17 protein-coding genes and 1 tRNA gene are annotated in these 19,250 nt (G+C 41.6%); 8 read left to right on the forward strand and 10 right to left on the reverse strand.

What is annotated here, in order from left to right; genetic code table 11:
• Window positions 1–99 precede the first annotated feature (99 nt).
• Window positions 100–171, forward strand: a tRNA-Glu gene (locus IH598_01470).
• A gap of 76 nt (window positions 172–247) precedes the next feature.
• On the opposite strand, the gene IH598_01475 is transcribed toward IH598_01470, so the two are convergent.
• The 8 genes from IH598_01475 to IH598_01510 form a co-directional block, all read right to left on the reverse strand.
• Window positions 248–943 carry a YjbH domain-containing protein gene (locus IH598_01475; GenBank protein MBE0637173.1) on the reverse strand — a complete coding sequence of 232 codons (696 nt, stop codon included), beginning with the start codon at window positions 941–943 and terminating at the stop codon, window positions 248–250.
• Window positions 944–1,049: 106 nt separating this feature from the next.
• Window positions 1,050–2,588 (reverse strand): sugar transferase, encoded by a 1,539-nt coding sequence (locus IH598_01480; protein MBE0637174.1) that lies wholly within the window; start codon window positions 2,586–2,588, stop codon window positions 1,050–1,052.
• A gap of 58 nt (window positions 2,589–2,646) precedes the next feature.
• Entirely contained in the window at window positions 2,647–3,723 is a 1,077-nt protein-coding gene (locus tag IH598_01485) for a GNAT family N-acetyltransferase (protein MBE0637175.1), read from the reverse strand.
• Between the two features lie 224 nt (window positions 3,724–3,947).
• Window positions 3,948–4,973 carry a recombinase RecA gene (gene recA / locus IH598_01490; protein MBE0637176.1) on the reverse strand — a complete coding sequence of 342 codons (1,026 nt, stop codon included), beginning with the start codon at window positions 4,971–4,973 and terminating at the stop codon, window positions 3,948–3,950.
• A 24-nt stretch (window positions 4,974–4,997) separates the two neighbouring features.
• Window positions 4,998–5,462 carry a thioredoxin-dependent thiol peroxidase gene (gene bcp, locus IH598_01495; protein MBE0637177.1) on the reverse strand — a complete coding sequence of 155 codons (465 nt, stop codon included), beginning with the start codon at window positions 5,460–5,462 and terminating at the stop codon, window positions 4,998–5,000.
• Window positions 5,463–5,524: 62 nt separating this feature from the next.
• On the reverse strand, window positions 5,525–6,193 hold the full coding sequence (gene nth, locus IH598_01500; protein MBE0637178.1) for an endonuclease III: 669 nt from the start codon (window positions 6,191–6,193) through the stop codon (window positions 5,525–5,527).
• Between the two features lie 86 nt (window positions 6,194–6,279).
• Window positions 6,280–6,546 (reverse strand): hypothetical protein, encoded by a 267-nt coding sequence (locus IH598_01505; protein MBE0637179.1) that lies wholly within the window; start codon window positions 6,544–6,546, stop codon window positions 6,280–6,282.
• A gap of 90 nt (window positions 6,547–6,636) precedes the next feature.
• Window positions 6,637–7,224, reverse strand: a complete 588-nt coding sequence (locus tag IH598_01510; protein ID MBE0637180.1) for a sigma-70 family RNA polymerase sigma factor — start codon at window positions 7,222–7,224, stop codon at window positions 6,637–6,639.
• A 217-nt stretch (window positions 7,225–7,441) separates the two neighbouring features.
• On the opposite strand from IH598_01510, the gene uvrA reads away from it, so the two are divergent.
• Entirely contained in the window at window positions 7,442–10,273 is a 2,832-nt protein-coding gene (gene uvrA, locus IH598_01515) for an excinuclease ABC subunit UvrA (protein ID MBE0637181.1), read from the forward strand.
• Between the two features lie 61 nt (window positions 10,274–10,334).
• Here uvrA and IH598_01520 read toward each other — a convergent pair whose 3' ends face one another.
• Complete coding sequence (locus IH598_01520) at window positions 10,335–11,630, reverse strand: DUF5103 domain-containing protein (protein MBE0637182.1); 1,296 nt, start codon at window positions 11,628–11,630, stop codon at window positions 10,335–10,337.
• 341 nt (window positions 11,631–11,971) lie between these two features.
• Here IH598_01520 and IH598_01525 point away from each other — a divergent pair, with 341 nt between their 5' ends.
• The 6 genes from IH598_01525 (at window position 11,972) to IH598_01550 (ending at window position 17,983) form a co-directional block, all read left to right on the forward strand.
• On the forward strand, window positions 11,972–13,324 hold the full coding sequence (locus IH598_01525; GenBank protein MBE0637183.1) for a Na(+)-translocating NADH-quinone reductase subunit A: 1,353 nt from the start codon (window positions 11,972–11,974) through the stop codon (window positions 13,322–13,324).
• Window positions 13,325–13,348: 24 nt separating this feature from the next.
• Window positions 13,349–14,521 carry an NADH:ubiquinone reductase (Na(+)-transporting) subunit B gene (locus tag IH598_01530; GenBank protein MBE0637184.1) on the forward strand — a complete coding sequence of 391 codons (1,173 nt, stop codon included), beginning with the start codon at window positions 13,349–13,351 and terminating at the stop codon, window positions 14,519–14,521.
• Between the two features lie 12 nt (window positions 14,522–14,533).
• Window positions 14,534–15,301, forward strand: a complete 768-nt coding sequence (gene nqrC / locus IH598_01535) for an NADH:ubiquinone reductase (Na(+)-transporting) subunit C (protein MBE0637185.1) — start codon at window positions 14,534–14,536, stop codon at window positions 15,299–15,301.
• Window positions 15,294–15,938 (forward strand): NADH:ubiquinone reductase (Na(+)-transporting) subunit D, encoded by a 645-nt coding sequence (locus tag IH598_01540; GenBank protein ID MBE0637186.1) that lies wholly within the window; start codon window positions 15,294–15,296, stop codon window positions 15,936–15,938. Before nqrC ends, IH598_01540 begins: the two co-directional genes overlap by 8 nt.
• 139 nt (window positions 15,939–16,077) lie before the next feature.
• Window positions 16,078–16,695, forward strand: coding sequence for an NADH:ubiquinone reductase (Na(+)-transporting) subunit E (nqrE, locus tag IH598_01545; GenBank protein MBE0637187.1), 618 nt, complete (start codon window positions 16,078–16,080; stop codon window positions 16,693–16,695).
• Between the two features lie 28 nt (window positions 16,696–16,723).
• Window positions 16,724–17,983, forward strand: coding sequence for an NADH:ubiquinone reductase (Na(+)-transporting) subunit F (locus IH598_01550; GenBank protein ID MBE0637188.1), 1,260 nt, complete (start codon window positions 16,724–16,726; stop codon window positions 17,981–17,983).
• Window positions 17,984–18,234: 251 nt separating this feature from the next.
• Here IH598_01550 and IH598_01555 read toward each other — a convergent pair whose 3' ends face one another.
• Entirely contained in the window at window positions 18,235–19,065 is an 831-nt protein-coding gene (locus IH598_01555; protein ID MBE0637189.1) for a T9SS type A sorting domain-containing protein, read from the reverse strand.
• Between the last annotated feature and the right edge of the window lie 185 nt (window positions 19,066–19,250).

The following is a 19,250-nucleotide window of genomic DNA, read 5'->3' on the forward strand; positions in this document are numbered from 1 at the left end:
CAGAATTTTTTCTACTTTTTGATTTAAAATAGTTGTCAGTTTAAAAAGAACAATTATTTTTGCAGCCGATTTCGAGCAAAAGTTCTAATCATACACAATGGTCCGTTCGTCTAGGGGTTAGGACGTCAGGTTTTCATCCTGGTAACAGGGGTTCGATTCCCCTACGGACTGCAATAAAAAAGTAAACCCGATGATAATCAATTTTTTATCATCGGGTTTTTCGCTGAAGGAATAAAATGTTGTCGGATTATGGAAGTCTGAACCTGTAACTCACTCCCCCGGAGAATGCATCCATCCCTTCCAGGCCGCCAAGCAGGACAATGTGCTTCAGGATAACCAAACGAGCTCCTGCGTTCCATTTGTCACCGTCGTATTCAACCATCACTTCAAGAAACTCCATGTTTTGGGGAGTAATTTTGATACCTCCAAAAAATCCGATAAACTGGTAGTCGGCAGCGGTCATTAATTCGGAACCATAGCCGGCTGTAAGGCCGATATTATCAATTACTTTCGGCAACTTGAAGTTCTTAGTGACCACTAAATAGGTGGAGTTAAAATGGGATGCTCCACCACTGCTCAGCGTAGTAAAAAAATTTTGCAGACCAACCACCACTGAAGGGAGATATTTATTTTCATTCAATACCTGAAACCTGGCCGAGGCCATTCTGTCACCAACTGTTGAACTGTAATCATCAAGGCCGATTACCCGTGTGAACCTGATGGAGATTTCGGCAAAAGGAAGGAAACTGGTGGTCACGAAAAAACTCATTGCGTCATGATCGGGGCTGCCCCATTTTTTGTATTCCTTACTTAGCAGGTTTGAACCGATGAACATCGTCCGATCTTTATGTATTTCTCCTGAAGGTATGTCGAAATATCCGGTTGTTCCGGTCAGCGCCTGTGTAAAACCTTTCCCGAAAGGAATCAGAACTACAAATAACACTATCCAAAGACATTTAGATTGCACGGGATTGCATAAGAGATCAGATCGCCTGCTTGGCAACTTATTTTCTGAATGTTTATAGGTCAACTCTGCTTTTGTCATTCCTTCATTTGCTACGGGCTTTTTTGAAAAGGATGTTTTTCCAGGCAAGAAAGAAATATCTGAAATCAGTCAGGAATGGGCTTTTTTCATAAGCCTCAAGGTATTTCATCTCCGAATCCATGATCTCATCAAGTGTTTCGGGCATATCAGCGTAAAATGGAGGAACAAGTCCGGGCTTGCATTTAATTCGTTTCTGTTTGAGTTCATCGCTGTAAAGTTCAAAATAATGACTGCTCAATGGCCGAACGCCAACAATCTTCATATCTCCTCTCACCACGTTGATAAGCATTGGTAATTCGTCAATCCAGAACTTTCGCATGATTTTACCTAATGTATTCACCCTGAAATCATTTTTGAATTTACCTCCTAATTCCAGGTTATTCTGGCTATAAACATACTCTTGCAGGTATTCTGAAAAGGGGTGCATAGTTCGCATTTTGTAAACGTAAAAAAATTTCCCGTCCTTGCCTATTCTTTTCAACCTGACTATCGGACCGTAGGAAGGGGCTTCGGGATACGTCGGTTCGCCTGTTTTTACCACGACAAAATAAAATTCATCGCCGATGTATTTCTCCTCTAGTATTTCAAAACCGCAGGAGTAGAGCCGGCCAAGTGTTTCAGCCCTCGATATAACCCTGTTCTGGCCGGCGGTTACCCAAAAATAAATCCGCTTCAAAACCGGTAGTTTCGGAAATACCCGCCTGAATAGAAAATCAAAAGCGTAAATCAAATAATTGAATGGAATTGGGTACTTACGTAATATCTTATGCTTCCTGAGGCTGTAGGTCTCTGCTTTACCAATAAAAACCCCGTTATGATTGAGCTTTGCATTTACAGTCTCAAAAAATTTATTAAGCCATCGGATGTCATTGATCCTGTGCAGGTTGATCAGGCAGTTGTATTTATCTTTAACCAGTGAAGCAATGTTAAACCTTGTTGTGGTTGAAACAACCTGAACATTTCCTGTTATATGTCCGGCATATTTTGAAATCAGGTCCTTTACCTCATCCCCAAACTCACTTCCAATCACATGGAGCAATTCAGGCGGAAGCGCTTTTTTTTCTTTGACGAATTTCTTCTGCTTCTCTGCTGAAATAGTTGTTGAATCCTGATCAACCCCCTGAAATGCCTTTGTTGTTGTTACGCGATTTTCGACATCGAGTGCCGGGGAGGTGACGACAATATTGTATAGCCAGGCAAAAAATACTTCCAACACTGTGGCGAGTGCAATAGTGCCAAATAACATGAACCGCGATACGGAGAACAGCTTAAAAGTATAGATCAATATGGTGACTACTGCGAGACTTGAGAAATTGGCCTGAAGAATTATGGTAAGGATCTCCTTTTTAACCTTGAATTTATATGGAAGGTACTTTTTGGTGGTTAATGAAGCAATGACCCAGACCAGCAAAAAAAATACGAATGGTTTGATGTATTGGGGAAGGACAACAGCCTTTGTGCCCGGTTTTAACCAGGCAAAAAACAAAAAAGAAAAAGCTAAAATGAAGATGTCAACTATTACAAAAAGTAACCTTTTATTCATAGGCAAAAAATTACGCTGCGAAATTAGTAAAACGCATTACTTTCAAACTGATTAAATGTTATACTTTTTTCAACCATGTTAACAAATTGTACCCAAACTCAGCAATCGCATACTTTAAATGGCTGTTAATGCGGATGTAACGGCCATAATTTACCTGAAAGCCGCCAAACTTCATCTTAAAATCCCTGACTCCATAAGGCTCATCAGGTTTCCCAACCCCCATAAAGTCAAATAGTTTACAACCCATTTTGCCAGCGAATTCGATGGCTGCAGAGGTAGCCAGCACAGAGGGGTAAATACCTTTTGCCCTGAATTCAGCATCCAGTCCGCAAACATACCACTCGAATACCGATTTTCCGGGCATAAAAGGAGACATAATTCCACCGATTATCCTCTTATCGTATTCAATCAAGAAGTATTTACCAAATTTGGAATCTGCTATCAGGTTAAAAAAGGCTTCAAAAAAACTCCAGTCGGGTAATGGTTTGCGCACCTTATGCCGGTAAAGGTCGTAAAGAATGTCATAAAACGCTCTCACCTGTTCAAGATTTGCGGGCTCGATGATCTTTGCTCCATTTTCAAGCGATTTTCTTATTTGCCGCCGTTTTGTTGATGAAATCTCCTGGACGAATCTCTGCTTGTTGGTTGTATCAACTAAAAGATTCAGGCGTGGTACCCATTTAAAATCAAATTGTTGAAAAATATCTGCATAAGGTGATAAATCATACGAAGCCCGAAACTGAATAAAAATTGCGCTATTCTTAACTTTTTTGATCAGATTCTCGAGAAGCAAAGAGAAGATAAGACGTTTTTCCGGATGCAGCCCGTCGGCTAATGGCCCTCCATAAACTACTAATCGCGACGAGAACAGGCCTTTCAGCGAACTTCGTTCCTTAATTAAAACGCCAAGAAGTACGCCCACCATTCTCCTATTTTCATCAAAGCAACCTATGAAAACAGGCACAAAATGACTCGTGAGATCAAAAAGCTGGTAGGAAAAAGGGGATTGAAGGACAGAGCCATGTGGATGGTCATCAACAAAACGATTCCACTGGCCGATGATCATCTCATCAAGCCGTGTAATTATGATTAGCCCTTTAGCTGAATGGTTTTGGTCTGTCACAGTTTTCGGCAAATGCCCATGTTTTGGGTTGCAAATATACATAACCAGTTGGGGTGCGATGCGTTGTTCTGAATAAAAGATGCCGGAAAAAGTGACGAAGTAATATCGGGAGTATTCAGTAACAGTTTTTTAGCATCTGAAAAAGCGAATTCTAATGATGTTATGTAGTTGTATATCAATAAAAAACCTGGTTTGATGAGAACCAAACCAGGCTTGACAAATTGTTGGAGAATCGATTAAGCCTTTGCCTTCAGATACTCCCTGATTTTCATTTCAAGTTCATCGGCCAGTTCCGGATTGTCGGCCAGCAATTTCTTTACACCGTCCCGACCTTGTCCAAGCTTGGTCTCGCCATAGCTAAACCAGGATCCACTTTTCTTGATGATGTCAAAGTCAACACCCAGATCAACGATTTCACCAAGTTTAGAAATGCCTTCGCCATAGATCAGGTCAAATTCAGCGCTTTTAAAAGGTGGGGCAACTTTGTTTTTCACCACCTTGACCTTCACCCTGTTGCCACTGATACTTTCAGCGTCTTTGATCTGACCCGTTCGACGAATATCAAGTCTCACTGATGCATAAAACTTGAGTGCATTTCCACCTGTTGTAGTTTCAGGGTTTCCAAACATAACACCAATTTTTTCACGTAATTGGTTGATAAAAATGCAAACAGTTCCGGTTTTACTGATGGTTGAGGTTAACTTACGCAATGCCTGCGACATCAGTCTCGCCTGCAGACCCATCTTTGAATCACCCATTTCGCCTTCAATCTCACTTTTTGGCGTAAGTGCTGCAACGGAGTCAATGACGATCACATCAATGGCGCCGGAGCGGATGAGGTTTTCAGTGATTTCAAGTGCCTGCTCTCCGTTGTCAGGCTGTGAAACCAATAAATTCTGGATATCTACACCCAGTTTCTGGGCATAGAACCTGTCGAAGGCGTGCTCGGCATCAATAAAAGCTGCAATGCCACCCAATTTTTGTGCTTCAGCAACAGCGTGAATGGCCAGTGTAGTTTTACCCGATGATTCAGGTCCATAAATTTCGATTACCCTCCCTTTAGGCAGCCCGCCAACTCCCAAAGCTGCATCAAGGCCAATGGAACCGGTGGAAATGGAAGGTAGGTTTTCCACGGGTGAGTCGCCCAGTTTCATTACGGTTCCTTTACCGTAATGCTTTTCGATATTACCTAATGTTCGTTCTAACGCTTGCAATTTTTCGGCTTTCAACTTGTCAGCCGCATCCTGATTTTCTTTTGCCATCACTATTTGGTTTATGTTATTGAGTTAATCGTTCATCGCTTCCAGAACCTGAGCGGCATGGTCTTTTGTCTTAACATTGTCAATCACCCGCTCAATCATTCCTTTTTCATCAATTACAAATGTCATTCTGATAATGCCTTCATAAGCTTTGCCGTACATTTTTTTCTCGCCCCACGCCCCGTAAGCCTTCAGAACCACCTTCTCAGTATCGGCGATCAAAGGGAAAGGCAGATTATATTTTTCGGCAAATTTCTTTTGTTTTTGCACAGGATCTGCACTAACACCAAGAATTTTAAAACCTTTACCCATTAGTTCATCATAATTATCTCTGAGATTACACGATTCAGCAGTACAGCCAGGAGTGTCTGCTTTCGGGTAAAAATATAAAATCACTTTGCTACCTGCAAAATCTTTAAGGCTAATGGTTCTCCCATCCTGATCCAGTGCATTGAAATCCGGAGCTTTGTGTCCAATCTGAAGTTGTGTCATAGTTTTGATTGTGTTTTAAATTAATGCCAAATATACAATTTAAAGGGAAAAGGTTCTTACGATTAAGAATTATTAAGAGCCGGATTTGTGTTCAAAACATTCGATTGATAGTACTTGCAAAAATAGTTGATTTTGCATACATCGCATTTTGGTTTTCGTGCAATACAAACGTATCTGCCATGCAAAATCAGCCAGTGGTGAGCACGTGAAATATACTCCTTCGGAATGAATTTTACCAGTTGCTTTTCCGTGTCCAGCGGATTCTTTGGATTTGTTGTTAACCCAATCCTTTTGGAAACCCTGAAAACATGAGTATCAACAGCCATGGCAGGTTGATTAAAAAATACGGAGGCTATGACATTGGCAGTTTTCCTTCCAACACCGGGTAGTTTTTGCAAATTGTCTATGTCCGAAGGGACAACACCATCAAAATCCTCTATCAGCTTTTGCGCCATTCCAATCAGGTGTTTAGTTTTGTTGTTGGGGTAAGAACAGCTCTTGATCACATTAAAAACCTCTTCAAACTGAGCTGATGCCAGAAATGCCGGGTTTGGAAATTTATTAAAAAAAGATGGAGTCAGCATATTTACCCTTTTATCAGTGCATTGTGCTGATAAAATCACAGCCACCAATAATTGGTAGGGATCTGAGTAAGTCAATTCTGTTTTGACATCAGGCTGATTTACTGAGAAGTATTCGATAAATTGACGATATCTTTCCTTTTTTGTCAAATGTTTAATAATTTGAATTGCAAAAATAAAAAAAGCCGTCCGATAATGAGGACGACTTTTGTATTTTTTCGCGGGAATTTCACAGGTTAGTTCAGTAGCAGGTTAAAATTGCCTGAGGCTCGGGTTTTATTGACCGAAAAAGCCTTCGAAAATCCCATAATGTTTTTAATTACTGATTCGCTTGGACCGATCTGAATCTTGCGGAGGTAATTTTTTACCCTGATGATTGTACTGAACTCCCTGGAAAGCTTTTTGTCGGCTCGTCTAATACGCAGGAATTTCTCAGCATCTGAAAGATCGTTTTCACTACAGGCGAATAGAATTAGATCATTAATTGTGTTAAAATTTTGCATAGGCTGTTTTGTTGTTATACTAATCAATTGACAAAACAGCAAACGCTACAATGAGATCAAATATTTCGTTAAATCAGATTTTGAAACGACTTATTTTGTTAGGATCACATTTTTCTCTTTGATGAGCTTGCGCAGGTTAATCAGCGCGTAGCGCATCCTTCCAAGAGCGGTATTAATGCTTACGTCGGTTTGTTCGGCGATGTCCTTGAAACTCATCTCAGCGTAATGTCGCATAAAGAGCACTTCTTTCTGCTCTTCGGGAAGCAGTTCGATTAGACTTCTGACGTCGTCGTGTATCTGGTCGGTAATGATCTGATCCTCGATGGAGGGATCAGTGAACCTAATGGTGTCAAATATGTCGAACTCACTGTTATCATTATCAATAACAGGAATTCGTTTTGATTTTCTGAAATAGTCGATGATCAGGTTGTGCGCTATCCGCATCACCCATTGAATGAATTTACCTTCCTCTTTGTAAGCACCTGACCTGATGGTTTTAATTACTTTAATAAATGTATCCTGGAATATGTCATCAGCCAGTTGTTTGTCCTTAACAACCATTAAAATGTAAGCAAAGACACGGTTTTGATGACGGTGGATTAACTTTTCGAGGCAGAAATGGTTACCTTCCAGATATTGACTAATCAACTCCTTGTCTGTGGGAATTTGGGCTTTCATACAAGTCTCCTTTTTTGATTTATTTAAACAAAGAGTAGAATTTATTCGATAACCGATCCTCCATAAATTTAATTAGTAAATAACAATTTCTTTCAAAACGATGGTGCAAATGTACACCATAAATTTTTACCACCAAATTTTTTTTACATTTGTCGCCTTCTGTAACCTTTTTAAGGTTCGAAAATCGCAAAAAATATACCACCTTTAGATAAATACTATGCCGGTTGTTAATGTTGATGGGCTTGATCCAAAGAAATTTATACTGATCAAGGGCGCGCGCGTTCATAATTTGAAAAATATTGATGTAGCTATTGCCCGCAACAAGTTGGTGGTAATCACAGGTTTGTCAGGATCGGGCAAATCTTCGCTTGCATTCGACACATTGTATGCTGACGGTCAGCGCCGGTACGTCGAAAGTCTCAGTTCATATGCCCGTCAATTCCTCGGTAGGATGCAAAAACCTGAGGTGGATTATATTAAAGGTATATCCCCAGCAATTGCCATCGAACAAAAAGTGAATGTCCGTAATCCGCGATCTACAGTTGGCACCTCCACAGAAATTTATGAGTACATGAAGTTGCTGTTTGCCAGAATTGGTAAAACTTTTTCACCAGTTTCGGGCAAGCAGGTACAATACCATTCTGTGACTGATGTGGTTACTTTTATCGAAAACCTTCCTGATGAAACTTCTGTATTGATCACCAGCGATTTGAAAGTCAAATCCGGACGAAAATTCGAGGAACAACTTGCTGTTTTGTTGCAACAAGGCTTTACAAGAGTTTTTATAGACTCAAAAATCCTGAAAATAGAAGAATTGACAAAAGATAATCAAGCCTTTTCTCAAATTGAAAACCATGAAAGCATTCAATTGATTGTTGACCGGCTAACGGTCAACCACGACGACAAAGACCAAGGTTCGCGCGTGGCTGATTCAGCGCAGACAGCTTTTTATGAGGGAGAAGGCAAATGTCAGATGCATGTCTTTGATGCCAATGGCTTTGAGACTACCACCTTTTCTAACCGTTTTGAAATGGACGGGATTGAATTTGAAGAGCCAACCGAAAACCTGTTCAGCTTCAATAACCCATACGGCGCCTGTAAACGCTGTGAAGGCTTTGGCAGTGTAATCGGGATTGATGAAGACCTTGTAATTCCAGATAAAAGTTTGTCGGTTTACCAGGGTGCTATTGCTCCATGGAAAGGTGAAAAAATGGGTCAATGGAGGGATTTGTTGGTTTTGGCCTCACGAAAATTTGATTTCCCTATCCATAAGCCGTTTTATGATCTCACTCAAGCGCAAAAAGATTTGCTATGGACTGGAAATGAGCATTTTGATGGACTCAACGAGTTTTTCAGGCAGGTAGAAGAGCAAACGTACAAAATACAATACAGGGTGATGCTATCGCGGTACCGGGGCAAAACGCTATGCCCCGATTGCAGGGGAACCCGTCTTCGCAAAGATGCCAACTACGTGAAAGTTGGTGGAAAATCAATCAGCGACCTGGTGTTGATGCCACTGGATCAGCTGATCACTTTTTTCGATGAGCTTCAACTATCAGAATACGAAACAGAAGTTTCCAGTCGAATTTTAATTGAGATTCGCAGTCGACTTGATTTTCTGTGTGATGTAGGGTTGGGTTATTTGACCCTTAACCGGCTTTCGTCGAGTCTCTCCGGTGGAGAATCGCAGCGCATCAACCTGGCAACATCGCTCGGAAGCAGCCTTGTGGGTTCCATGTACATCCTTGATGAGCCGAGTATCGGGCTGCATCCGCGAGATACAAAGCGACTCATTAGCGTGTTGCAGCGACTTAAAAAGCTGGGCAATACGGTGATCGTAGTTGAGCATGATGAAGACATTATGCGTGCTTCCGATCAGATCATTGACATCGGTCCATTAGCAGGCAATCTTGGCGGCGAAGTTGTTTTCTCAGGTTCGCTGGAAGAGTTGATGAATGACAATAAAAGCTTTACAGCAAAATACCTGAGCAGGGAGTTGAAAATTGAAGTTCCGAAAATCCGGAGAAAATGGAAGGATTTCATCGAATTTCAGGGCTGTCGTGAAAACAATCTGAAAAACCTGAATGTCCGTATTCCGCTGAACATTTTTACCGTGGTTACAGGGGTAAGCGGTTCTGGGAAGTCATCACTGATCAAAGGCATAGTCTTTCCTGCTTTGAAACGCCATTTAGGAGGCTATACTGAAAAAACCGGCAAATACGATAAAATGACCGGCGATCTCAGCCAGATCAGGGCTGTAGAATTTGTTGACCAAAACCCGATCGGTCGCTCTTCCAGGTCAAATCCAGCGACTTATGTAAAAGCCTTTGATGATATCAGGGAGTTGTTTGCCGACCAGCAACTGGCAAAAGTCAGAGGCTATAAACCGGGTTTTTTCTCATTCAACGTACCCGGGGGCAGATGTGAGGAATGCGAGGGAGAAGGCCTGGTAAAGATTGAGATGCAATTTATGGCCGACATCTATTTAACCTGCGAAACCTGTGGAGGAAGACGGTTTAAGGATGAGGTACTGGATGTGAATTACCAGGGAAAAAACATCAGCGACATTCTCGATCTGACAATAGAGGAAGCGATTGCGTTTTTTGAAGAGAAAAAACCAACCGCTACACAAAAAAGAATTATGAACAAATTGAAGCCATTGCAGGATGTAGGATTAGGCTACCTCAAACTGGGACAGGCTTCAAGCACACTTTCCGGTGGAGAAGCTCAGCGCATTAAACTGGCTTCATTTCTTACCAAAGGCTCAGCAGAACAACCCACCTTATTTATCTTTGACGAACCAACTACAGGACTTCATTTTCATGACATCAGCAAATTGCTCGATTCCCTCAATGCCTTGATAGAAAATGGCCATACGATTTTAGTGATCGAACACAACCCCGAAATCATCAAATCGGCCGATTGGGTAATTGACCTCGGGCCCGAGGGCGGCGACAAGGGTGGTGAAATTGTTTTTGAAAACACACCTGAAGAAATGGCAAAATCAGGAATCTCTTATACCGGGAAGTTTTTGAAGGATAAGATGTAATCAGTTATTCAATTTCTCCGGTCATTTGAATTAAAGCCCAAAGATTGTTCTCCCTAAATTTCTAATAATCGAAAGCATACATAGTGGTGACATTCACCAGTTGGTCATACCGACTGCCCTGCGGGCGGAAATAGACATAAAAGGTATATTCGTTGTTGGTTTCAAAAAAGTTACCTTCAGCAAAAGTGAGGTCGCCCACCTTAGAATTATTTGGCAGTAAAATATAATGATAGTTGTAGTACCCTTGTTTAAGAAGCAGCTTTGCTTCAAATCCAAACCGCTCGAAATTAAAAGTAAGTTCTGCCTCACGGAGTAACTGCCAGTTGGTCAATCCACCGAAAATGTAAAGTTTGCCGTCAATCAGGGGTGTAGGATAGGGCAGAAAAAAATTGACAGTACAGTACTCCGACTCGATGGAACTATCGGGCCAGTCCTCAGTCTTGATCAGGAAGCGGCCGTTCATGCTTTCCTGTATTCGCTGATAAACATTTTTATTCTTCACCTCGTCTTCGTGCAAAAAAACCTGGTATCCGTCAAGTGGATCATATTCAATAGCATTCACCCTCATCGAATTGTACCGAAGGCTCTTGATGTCGAAATACCGGTAATCGTTCCCGGCATCGAAGACGCAGGCTCCGGCATTATCGTAGATTAACTCACGACCCGAAACCTGCCTGGGTTTCATGTTTGTAATCGCATTGTCCCAACGACCATTCTGCCTGATGGTGACTTTGATTTCTTTAAAAGGATCAACAACATAAATGTTGGCAGTGTTGATCGAAAATGTGATCTCCTGCTTGAAGTCACGATCTACAACATTTGAAGGCCTGTCAACTACCGCTGAGAGATCTGCTTTTGGATCAATAACATAAAAGCGGCGTGTCAGGATGACTTCATCAGGTTGTTTCTCCAAATAAACTTTAACCAGGTAATTGCCACTTAATTTATAACTGATTACATCGTTCGGGATCATTTTTCGATAATGCACATAAGACTGCATGGTGTTAATTGAATAGTCGTAAGAAGGGATAAAATCGTCAGTAAACGATTCAAGATATTCATTGGGCATTAGGTCCGACGGGTTCCAATCGGCATCACAATGTATGATCGTGTATTCGTATTTGCTGTAATCTGCCGAAAGATCATCAAACGATAACATCAGCTTCTCTTCAGAATGAAGTGCTACAATGGGAGATGACATTTCGAAACCCATTTTATAGAGCAGTACGGAGCGGATATTAGGCTGATAAACAAAATCTTCGTAGCGTAAGTAATCATCACTGAAATAATCGGTTTGCGCAATACCTTGGAGTCCGAAAAAAAATAAAATAATAAAAATCGTGATGTATTTCATCATTGTTTTGGGATTTAGTCTTTTAAAAATCATGCTCAAAAGTATTGAAAGTTTGAAAACTAAAAGAAAAAAATTGAATTGTAGATTCTATCAGCAGATTGTGTTGAATTACCTTTATGCCTCTGAAAAATGAAAATTACCTTTACAAATTCAAAACCATAATCAAATGTTTTGTTAATTTGTCTCAAAAGAATTTGTAATACTCTCAGAAAGAAGATTTTGAGGCAACATCTATTATAAATTTTCAAAAAACTACTGAATCACTTAATTAAAATTTCTAAGTTTGCAGCCTTTTTTACCAGGTTTTTGATACAATTAATCCATCATACATTTCAAACAGAAATATGTCAGAAACTATTACGATCAAACAGGGACTTGACATCAATCTAATGGGAGAAGCCGAAAAGGTGACCAGGCAGGTTGACACCGGGTTGTATGCCATCAAACCAACGGATTTTACCGGTGTTTTCCCAAAAGTTCTTGTACAGGAAGGAGACAGGGTGAAAGCCGGAACTCCACTGTTTTACGATAAATACCGTGAAACAATCAAACTGTGTGCACCTGTTAGTGGAACGATTAAAGAGCTACGCCGCGGTGCAAAGCGTGTGTTGCATGAAATCATCATCGAGCCAGATACGCAGCAGGTTTTTGAAGATTTTGGCAAAGCAGATCCCAACAACCTAACGCGGGAACAAATCACCGAAAAAATGCTTACAAGCGGTGTTTGGCCGGTGATAAGGCAGCGTCCTTACAATGTGATTGCCAATGCGGCTGACCATCCAAAATCAATTTTCATCTCTTGTTTCGACACCAGTCCACTGGCGCCTGATTACAACTACATCATCAATGGACAGGGTGTTACTTTTCAATCAGGACTGGATGCGCTGAAAAAACTGACGAATGGTAAAATTCACCTCAATTTAAAAAGTGGAGTTGCTGCATCAGAAGTTTTTACAAAAGCAAAAAATGTTCAGATCAATTATTTCAACGGCCCACATCCGGCCGGAAACGTAGGTGTTCAGATTAACAAAATAGATCCGATCAACAAGGGGGATATCGTTTGGCATCTTCGTCCACAGGAAGTGCTGACCATTGGCAGATTGTTTACCGAGGGTCGATTTAATTCCGAACGTATTATTGCCATCACCGGCTCTGAAGTTTTAAAACCCCTGTACATAAAGACCAATATCGGGGCAACGATCAGGGAGATTTTAAAAGATAATCTTAATGAAGGTAAACTCAGGTTTATCAGCGGCAACCCACTTACGGGGAAAAAAATTGACAAAAACGGCTTTATTGGTTTTTACGATTCGCAGGTCACCATCCTTCCCGAAGGCGATTATTACGAAATGTTCGGTTGGGTTCTGCCAGGCTTTGGTAAATTCAGCTACTCAAGGACATTTTTTACCTGGCTGCAATCAAAAAACAAAAAATACCGTCTCGATACCAACTTTCATGGCGGTCGCAGGGCGCTGGTAATGACCGGAGAAATGGAAAAAGTATTCCCCTTCGACATTTACCCCATGCAACTGATCAAGGCAATTATGATCGAAGATATAGAAGCGATGGAAAACCTTGGCATCTATGAGGTGGACGAGGAAGATTTTGCTTTGGTTGAATACATCGATACATCCAAAACCGAAATTCAGGAATTGGTGCGCAAGGGACTGGATTTGATGAGAAAAGAAATGAGTTAATTTTAAATAAATCAAGATATCAGCATGAATGCGATAAGAAATTTTGTTGATAAAATCAAACCAAACGTTCAAAAAGGTGGCCGCTTCCACTATTTACACTCTACATTTGAAGCATTCGAAACCTTTTTGTTTGTTCCAAATGACACTACCACCTCCGGAAGCCATATCCGCGATTACATCGACATGAAACGTACGATGAGCGTTGTGGTGATGGCTTTAGTTCCAGTATTATTGTTTGGCATTTGGAACGTTGGATATCAGCACCATCTGTCACACGGCGTGATGGCTTCTTTATGGGACAATATCTTTTTTGGTGCATTAAAAGTTTTACCTATCCTTGTAGTTTCTTATGTGGTTGGGTTGGGAATTGAGTTTGCTTTTGCCCAGATTCGCGGGCACGAAGTAAATGAAGGTTTCCTGGTTTCCGGTTTTTTGATCCCATTGATTGTTCCGCCAGACACACCACTTTGGATGGTAGCGCTTGCAACCGCTTTCGCCGTAGTGATCGGGAAAGAAGTTTTTGGCGGTACAGGAATGAATATTCTTAACCCGGCCCTCACAGCCCGGGCGTTCCTCTTCTTTGCATACCCCCAGGATCTGTCGGGAGACAAAGTATGGATTGCCGAAAAAGCCGATGCCTACTCAGGTGCAACGCCATTGGGACAATTATTGACCAATGAACCGATTTCATCATTACCCAGTGCTTCGGATATGTTCTTCGGGTTTATTCCTGGTTCAATCGGTGAAACCTCAACTTTTCTGATCTTGATTGGTGGGTTGTTCCTCATTTTAACCGGAATCGGAAGCTGGCGCATTATGATTTCAGTGTTTGCTGGAGGGTTCGCCCTGGCATTGCTTTTCAATATTTTGGGTCCGATAGTCGCACCTGACAATGCTTACATGGCTATCCCACCCTATTACCACCTGATCATGGGGGGATTTGCTTTTGGCGCTGTTTATATGGCAACTGATCCTGTAAGTGCTTCTCAAACCAACCGGGGTAAATGGATTTATGGCATCTTAATCGGTGTGATTGCCGTCCTCATCAGGGTATTGAATCCTGCTTATCCCGAAGGTATGATGCTTGCTATCCTCCTGATGAACGTATTTGCCCCTCTTATTGACCACTATGTGGTGGAGGCCAACATCAAGAAAAGGTTGAAAAGATATCAGAAAGCTCAATTAGCAACTACTTAAAAAAACAAGACAATGTTTAGCAACAGGTATATTTTTACATACGCTTCTGTGATGGTCATTGTGGTCGCTGCGGTTCTGTCCATGGCATCACAACTACTTAAGCCCTACCAGGAGATGAACGTTAAAAAGGAGAAATTCCAGGGCATCCTCAGCGCTGCAGAGGTAAAAGTTTCACGTGCTGATGCCAGCGATACTTATTCGCAGTTTATTGTTGAAGAACTGGCCATTGATTCCGAAGGAAATATTGTGAGCCGTTATGCTAAAGGCAAACAGGAACTGGGGGATATCCGGCCATTTGATATCGTCCTGAGGGATGAACTACGGGTAAAACAAGATGCAAAGAACGGTAAGACTTCGAGGTCACCACTTTGGCCACTGTACATCATGGAAAAGGACGGTCAACGTCAGTATATCATTCCATTACACGGTGTTGGTCTATGGGGGCCAATTTGGGGAAACATTGCTTTTAAAAGTGATTTCAACACTGTTTCAGGAACATCTTTCGACCATAAGTCGGAGACTCCCGGACTGGGCGCCGAGATAAATACTGTTTTGTTTCAGGACGAGTTTAAGGACAGGCAAATTTTTGATCAGAATGGTCAGTTTGTCTCAATCAAGGTTGTAAAAGGTGGAGTAGCCAATAGTTCAGTACCTCCCATGCATGGCGTTGATGCCATCTCGGGAGGCACAATTACCAGCAATGGCGTTTCTGAAATGTTGGTAAACTGCCTCGAAAATTATGTTCCATACATTACGAAAAACATCAAGAGCCATGAGTAATACAAAAGAAAATTTGTTTTCACCGAAAAATATCAAACTGCTCACTGCACCGCTTAGTCGCGAAAACCCTATTACAGTTCAGGTGTTGGGTATTTGTTCAGCACTTGCAGTTACCGTGAAACTTCAACCGGCATTTGTTATGGCTATTTCAGTCATGGCAGTAGTTGCAGTGGGCAATGTAGTGATTTCTCTTTTACGTAAAACGATTGCCCCCCGAATCAGGATTATCGTTCAACTGGTAGTGATTGCTGCTTTAGTGATCCTGGTTGACCAGGTGCTGAAAGCCTTTGTTTATGATATAAGCAAGCAACTTTCAGTTTTTGTAGGGTTGATCATCACCAACTGTATCATTATGGGAAGATTCGAAGCATTCGCCATGAGTAACAAAGCATGGCCGTCTTTTCTCGATGGAGTGGGAAATTCTGCCGGTTACGGGATAATATTGATCATAGTGGCCTTCTTCAGGGAGTTGTTGGGTTCAGGCACTGTCTGGGGTTATCATGTTGTCCCACAATTTATGTACGATATCGGTTACAAAAACAATGGTTTAATGATTTTACCCCCGATGGCACTGATCGTTGTGGGAATTATTATCTGGGTACAGAGAACAAAAGACAAAGTGCTGATTGAGAATTAATTAATATCTGGTTGAAGATGTAAGAATTTTGATATCAGACATAAAACAAAAATCTGATTTCGGACATCTGATATGAAGAAATAAATTTCAAATTTTAAAAAATTAAAGGGTAACAGATTAAAATATAAGTAAATACAAAATGGAAAATCTGATAAGCATTTTCGTTCGGTCAATCTTTATTGACAACATGATTTTCGCGTACTTTCTGGGTATGTGTTCTTACCTGGCAGTATCCAAAACGGTAAAAACATCAGTGGGATTGGGGATAGCAGTAGTTTTTGTGCTTGGCATCACTGTTCCGGTGGATTACCTGCTCAACAAATACCTTCTGTCTGCCGGTTCATTATCCTGGATTTCACCTGCCCTTGCCGATGTTGACCTGAATTTTCTCAGTTTTATCATTTTTATCGCTGTAATCGCTTCGATGGTGCAGTTGGTGGAGATGATCATCGAAAAATTTGCTCCGGCACTTTACACTTCACTCGGGATTTTCCTTCCACTGATCGCAGTAAACTGCGCAATTCTGGGGGGGTCGCTCTTTATGCAGGAACGCGAGTATGCCAACATAGCCGAAGCCACATCATTCGGGCTTGGCTCTGGTGTGGGCTGGTTCCTGGCCATTGTGGGAATAGCCGCTATCAGAGAAAAAATCCGCTACAGCCAGGTGCCTGCTCCACTCAGAGGGTTGGGCATTACCTTTATTATTACCGGACTAATGGGCATTGCATTTATGAGTTTCATGGGAATTAAGCTTTAATTGTAAACAATCAAAAATTTAAACAAAGATGGTTTTAGCGACAAGCATCGGAGGAATAATAGGGATTAGCGTTATCATTTTCTTTACCATCATCATCCTGCTGGTATCCTTGCTGCTGTATGCACGCAAAAAGCTGACCCCGCAAGGAAAAGTCAAGATTGTCATCAATGATGAAAAAGAGTTTATTGTTGATCCGGGAAGCACATTACTTTCAACATTAGCTATGCAAAATATTTATCTTCCATCAGCATGCGGTGGCGGCGGCACATGCGCCATGTGTAAGTGCCAGGTGCTTGAAGGAGGAGGATCAATTCTGCCAACTGAAGTAGGCTACTTCACCCGCAAAGAGCAGATGAATCACTGGCGACTGGGCTGCCAGGTAAAGGTGCGGGAAGACTTGAAAATTCATGTTGAACCGGAGATTTTCGGGATTAAAAAATGGGAATGCGAAGTGGTTTCCAATCATAATGTTGCGACTTTTATCAAGGAGTTTGTTGTGAAACTGCCCGAAGGTGAAAATGTGGACTTCAGATCAGGTGGATACATACAGATTGACGTACCACCAGTAGAGGTTGACTTTGGTAAAGATATATTTGTTGAAGAAGAATACCGCGATGAGTGGAATAAATTCAATATGTGGGAGCTGAAAATGAAAAACTCCGAGCCCATCTTCCGCGCTTATTCGATGGCCAACCACCCGGCTGAAGGTAATATTATCATGCTGAATATCCGCATTGCCACCCCTCCATGGGACAGGAAAGCCAACGCCTTTATGAAGGTGAATCCGGGAATTTGTTCATCCTATATATTCTCCCGCAAGCCTGGAGATAAAGTCACCATTTCAGGACCTTACGGCGAATTTTTCATCAAACCAACTGACAGAGAAATGATGTTTATTGGCGGTGGCGCAGGTATGGCTCCAATGCGTTCGCACATCTTTCATCTCTTTCAAACGGAAAAAACAAAGCGTAAAGCCACATTTTGGTATGGTGGTCGCTCGATGAGGGAATTATTCTACATGGAAGACTTTGAAAAGATTCAAAAAGAAAACCCAAACTTCAAATTTCATATTGCCCTTTCCGAACCAAAAGCAGAGGACAACTGGACTGGTTACACCGGTTTTATCCACCAGGTTATTCTTGATAACTATCTTAAAACTCATCCTGAACCTGAGGAAATTGAATACTATATCTGCGGACCACCCATGATGAATTCAGCCATTTTCAAAATGCTTGACGATTATGGTGTGCCAAAAGAGAATATCGCATTCGACGACTTTGGAGGGTAATCTTTAACTTACTCCGTAAAAAACGCCATCAACATGAAACTGAATGAAATATGTTGATGGCGTTTTGCTGTTGTAAGACTCATTATTCAAAGAATTAATCTGAATAGAATTCGCATTCATTTTATAAATCATTGGACAGCATGAGGGAATAACAGATGACTAATCTTGATTTAAGAAATACTTTATAAAATAAAACAGGCTGATGTAAATAATTCACAGCAGCCTGTTCTTAAATTAAGAAGATGTTGTACTTAATTTCTTAGCGTGAGTTTACGTGTTAAGCTGGTTGTACCGTCAGTTAATGTAACAGTATAAAGGCCTGATTCCAAATCCTTGAGATGAATCATTGTTGATTCGGAAATTTTTTGCTCAAGAACCATTGCACCCAGAATATTGGTTAATCTTAATGTATAATCTCCTCTTTGCGTGACTTCTACAAAAAGTTCCCCTTTAGATGGATTGGGATAAATCCGGAAGAATTCAACTGCTGGTACTGACACCCCTGTACATATCGAAACTACAATTGTTTCTTCGGCGAAATCACTACAATCTGTTGCAGGATCTACAAAAGTATAGGTAATGATATGTGATCCGAGACCTGCAATCGCCGGGTAGAAAATGCCATTTTCTACGCCAGTGCCTGAATAAATACCACCTTCGGGCATACCGCCCTCGAGCAGGAATGGATCCCAGTACTCGCATACTTCATCCCATGGCATCAATGTAACCTCGGGTGAAATGTTGACTGTGATGGCATCCGGGCTTTGGGTGCTGCTGTTGTTGCTTCCGCTGGTAACAGTAAGTGATACGTCAAAAAAACCAGGGGTTTCGTAAGTAACCAGAGGATGTTGCAGTGAAGATGTTGATGGAGTTCCCCCTTCAAAAGTCCATGACCATGAGGTTGGATTTCCGGTTGACTCGTCAGTAAACTGCACCTGTCCACCTTGACAAATTTCAGATTGATCCGCACTAAACCCAGCGACCATCGCCGGAGCGCAAAGTGCAAAATAAGGATCAAAACAGGTTACAGTTGGCGGCCAGCATACATCAAAATAAAATGAACGGTCAGGGCAAACTACCACCCAGGTAGGGTATCCATAGAAAGGCTGTCCGGCGATAGCGATGTTGATAGCGGCAGGTCCGCCACCCTGAGTACCGGCACAGGGATGAGTAGTCCCGTGTTGTGCTTTGAAAGCATTAATCTGAGCGTTGTTGTCGTAAGGTGAAAGGCCCCAGAAGTCAATCCCTTGCTGTCCGTGACCATGAT

This window comes from Bacteroidales bacterium, from assembly GCA_014860585.1.
GTDB lineage: Bacteria > Bacteroidota > Bacteroidia > Bacteroidales > 4484-276 > RZYY01.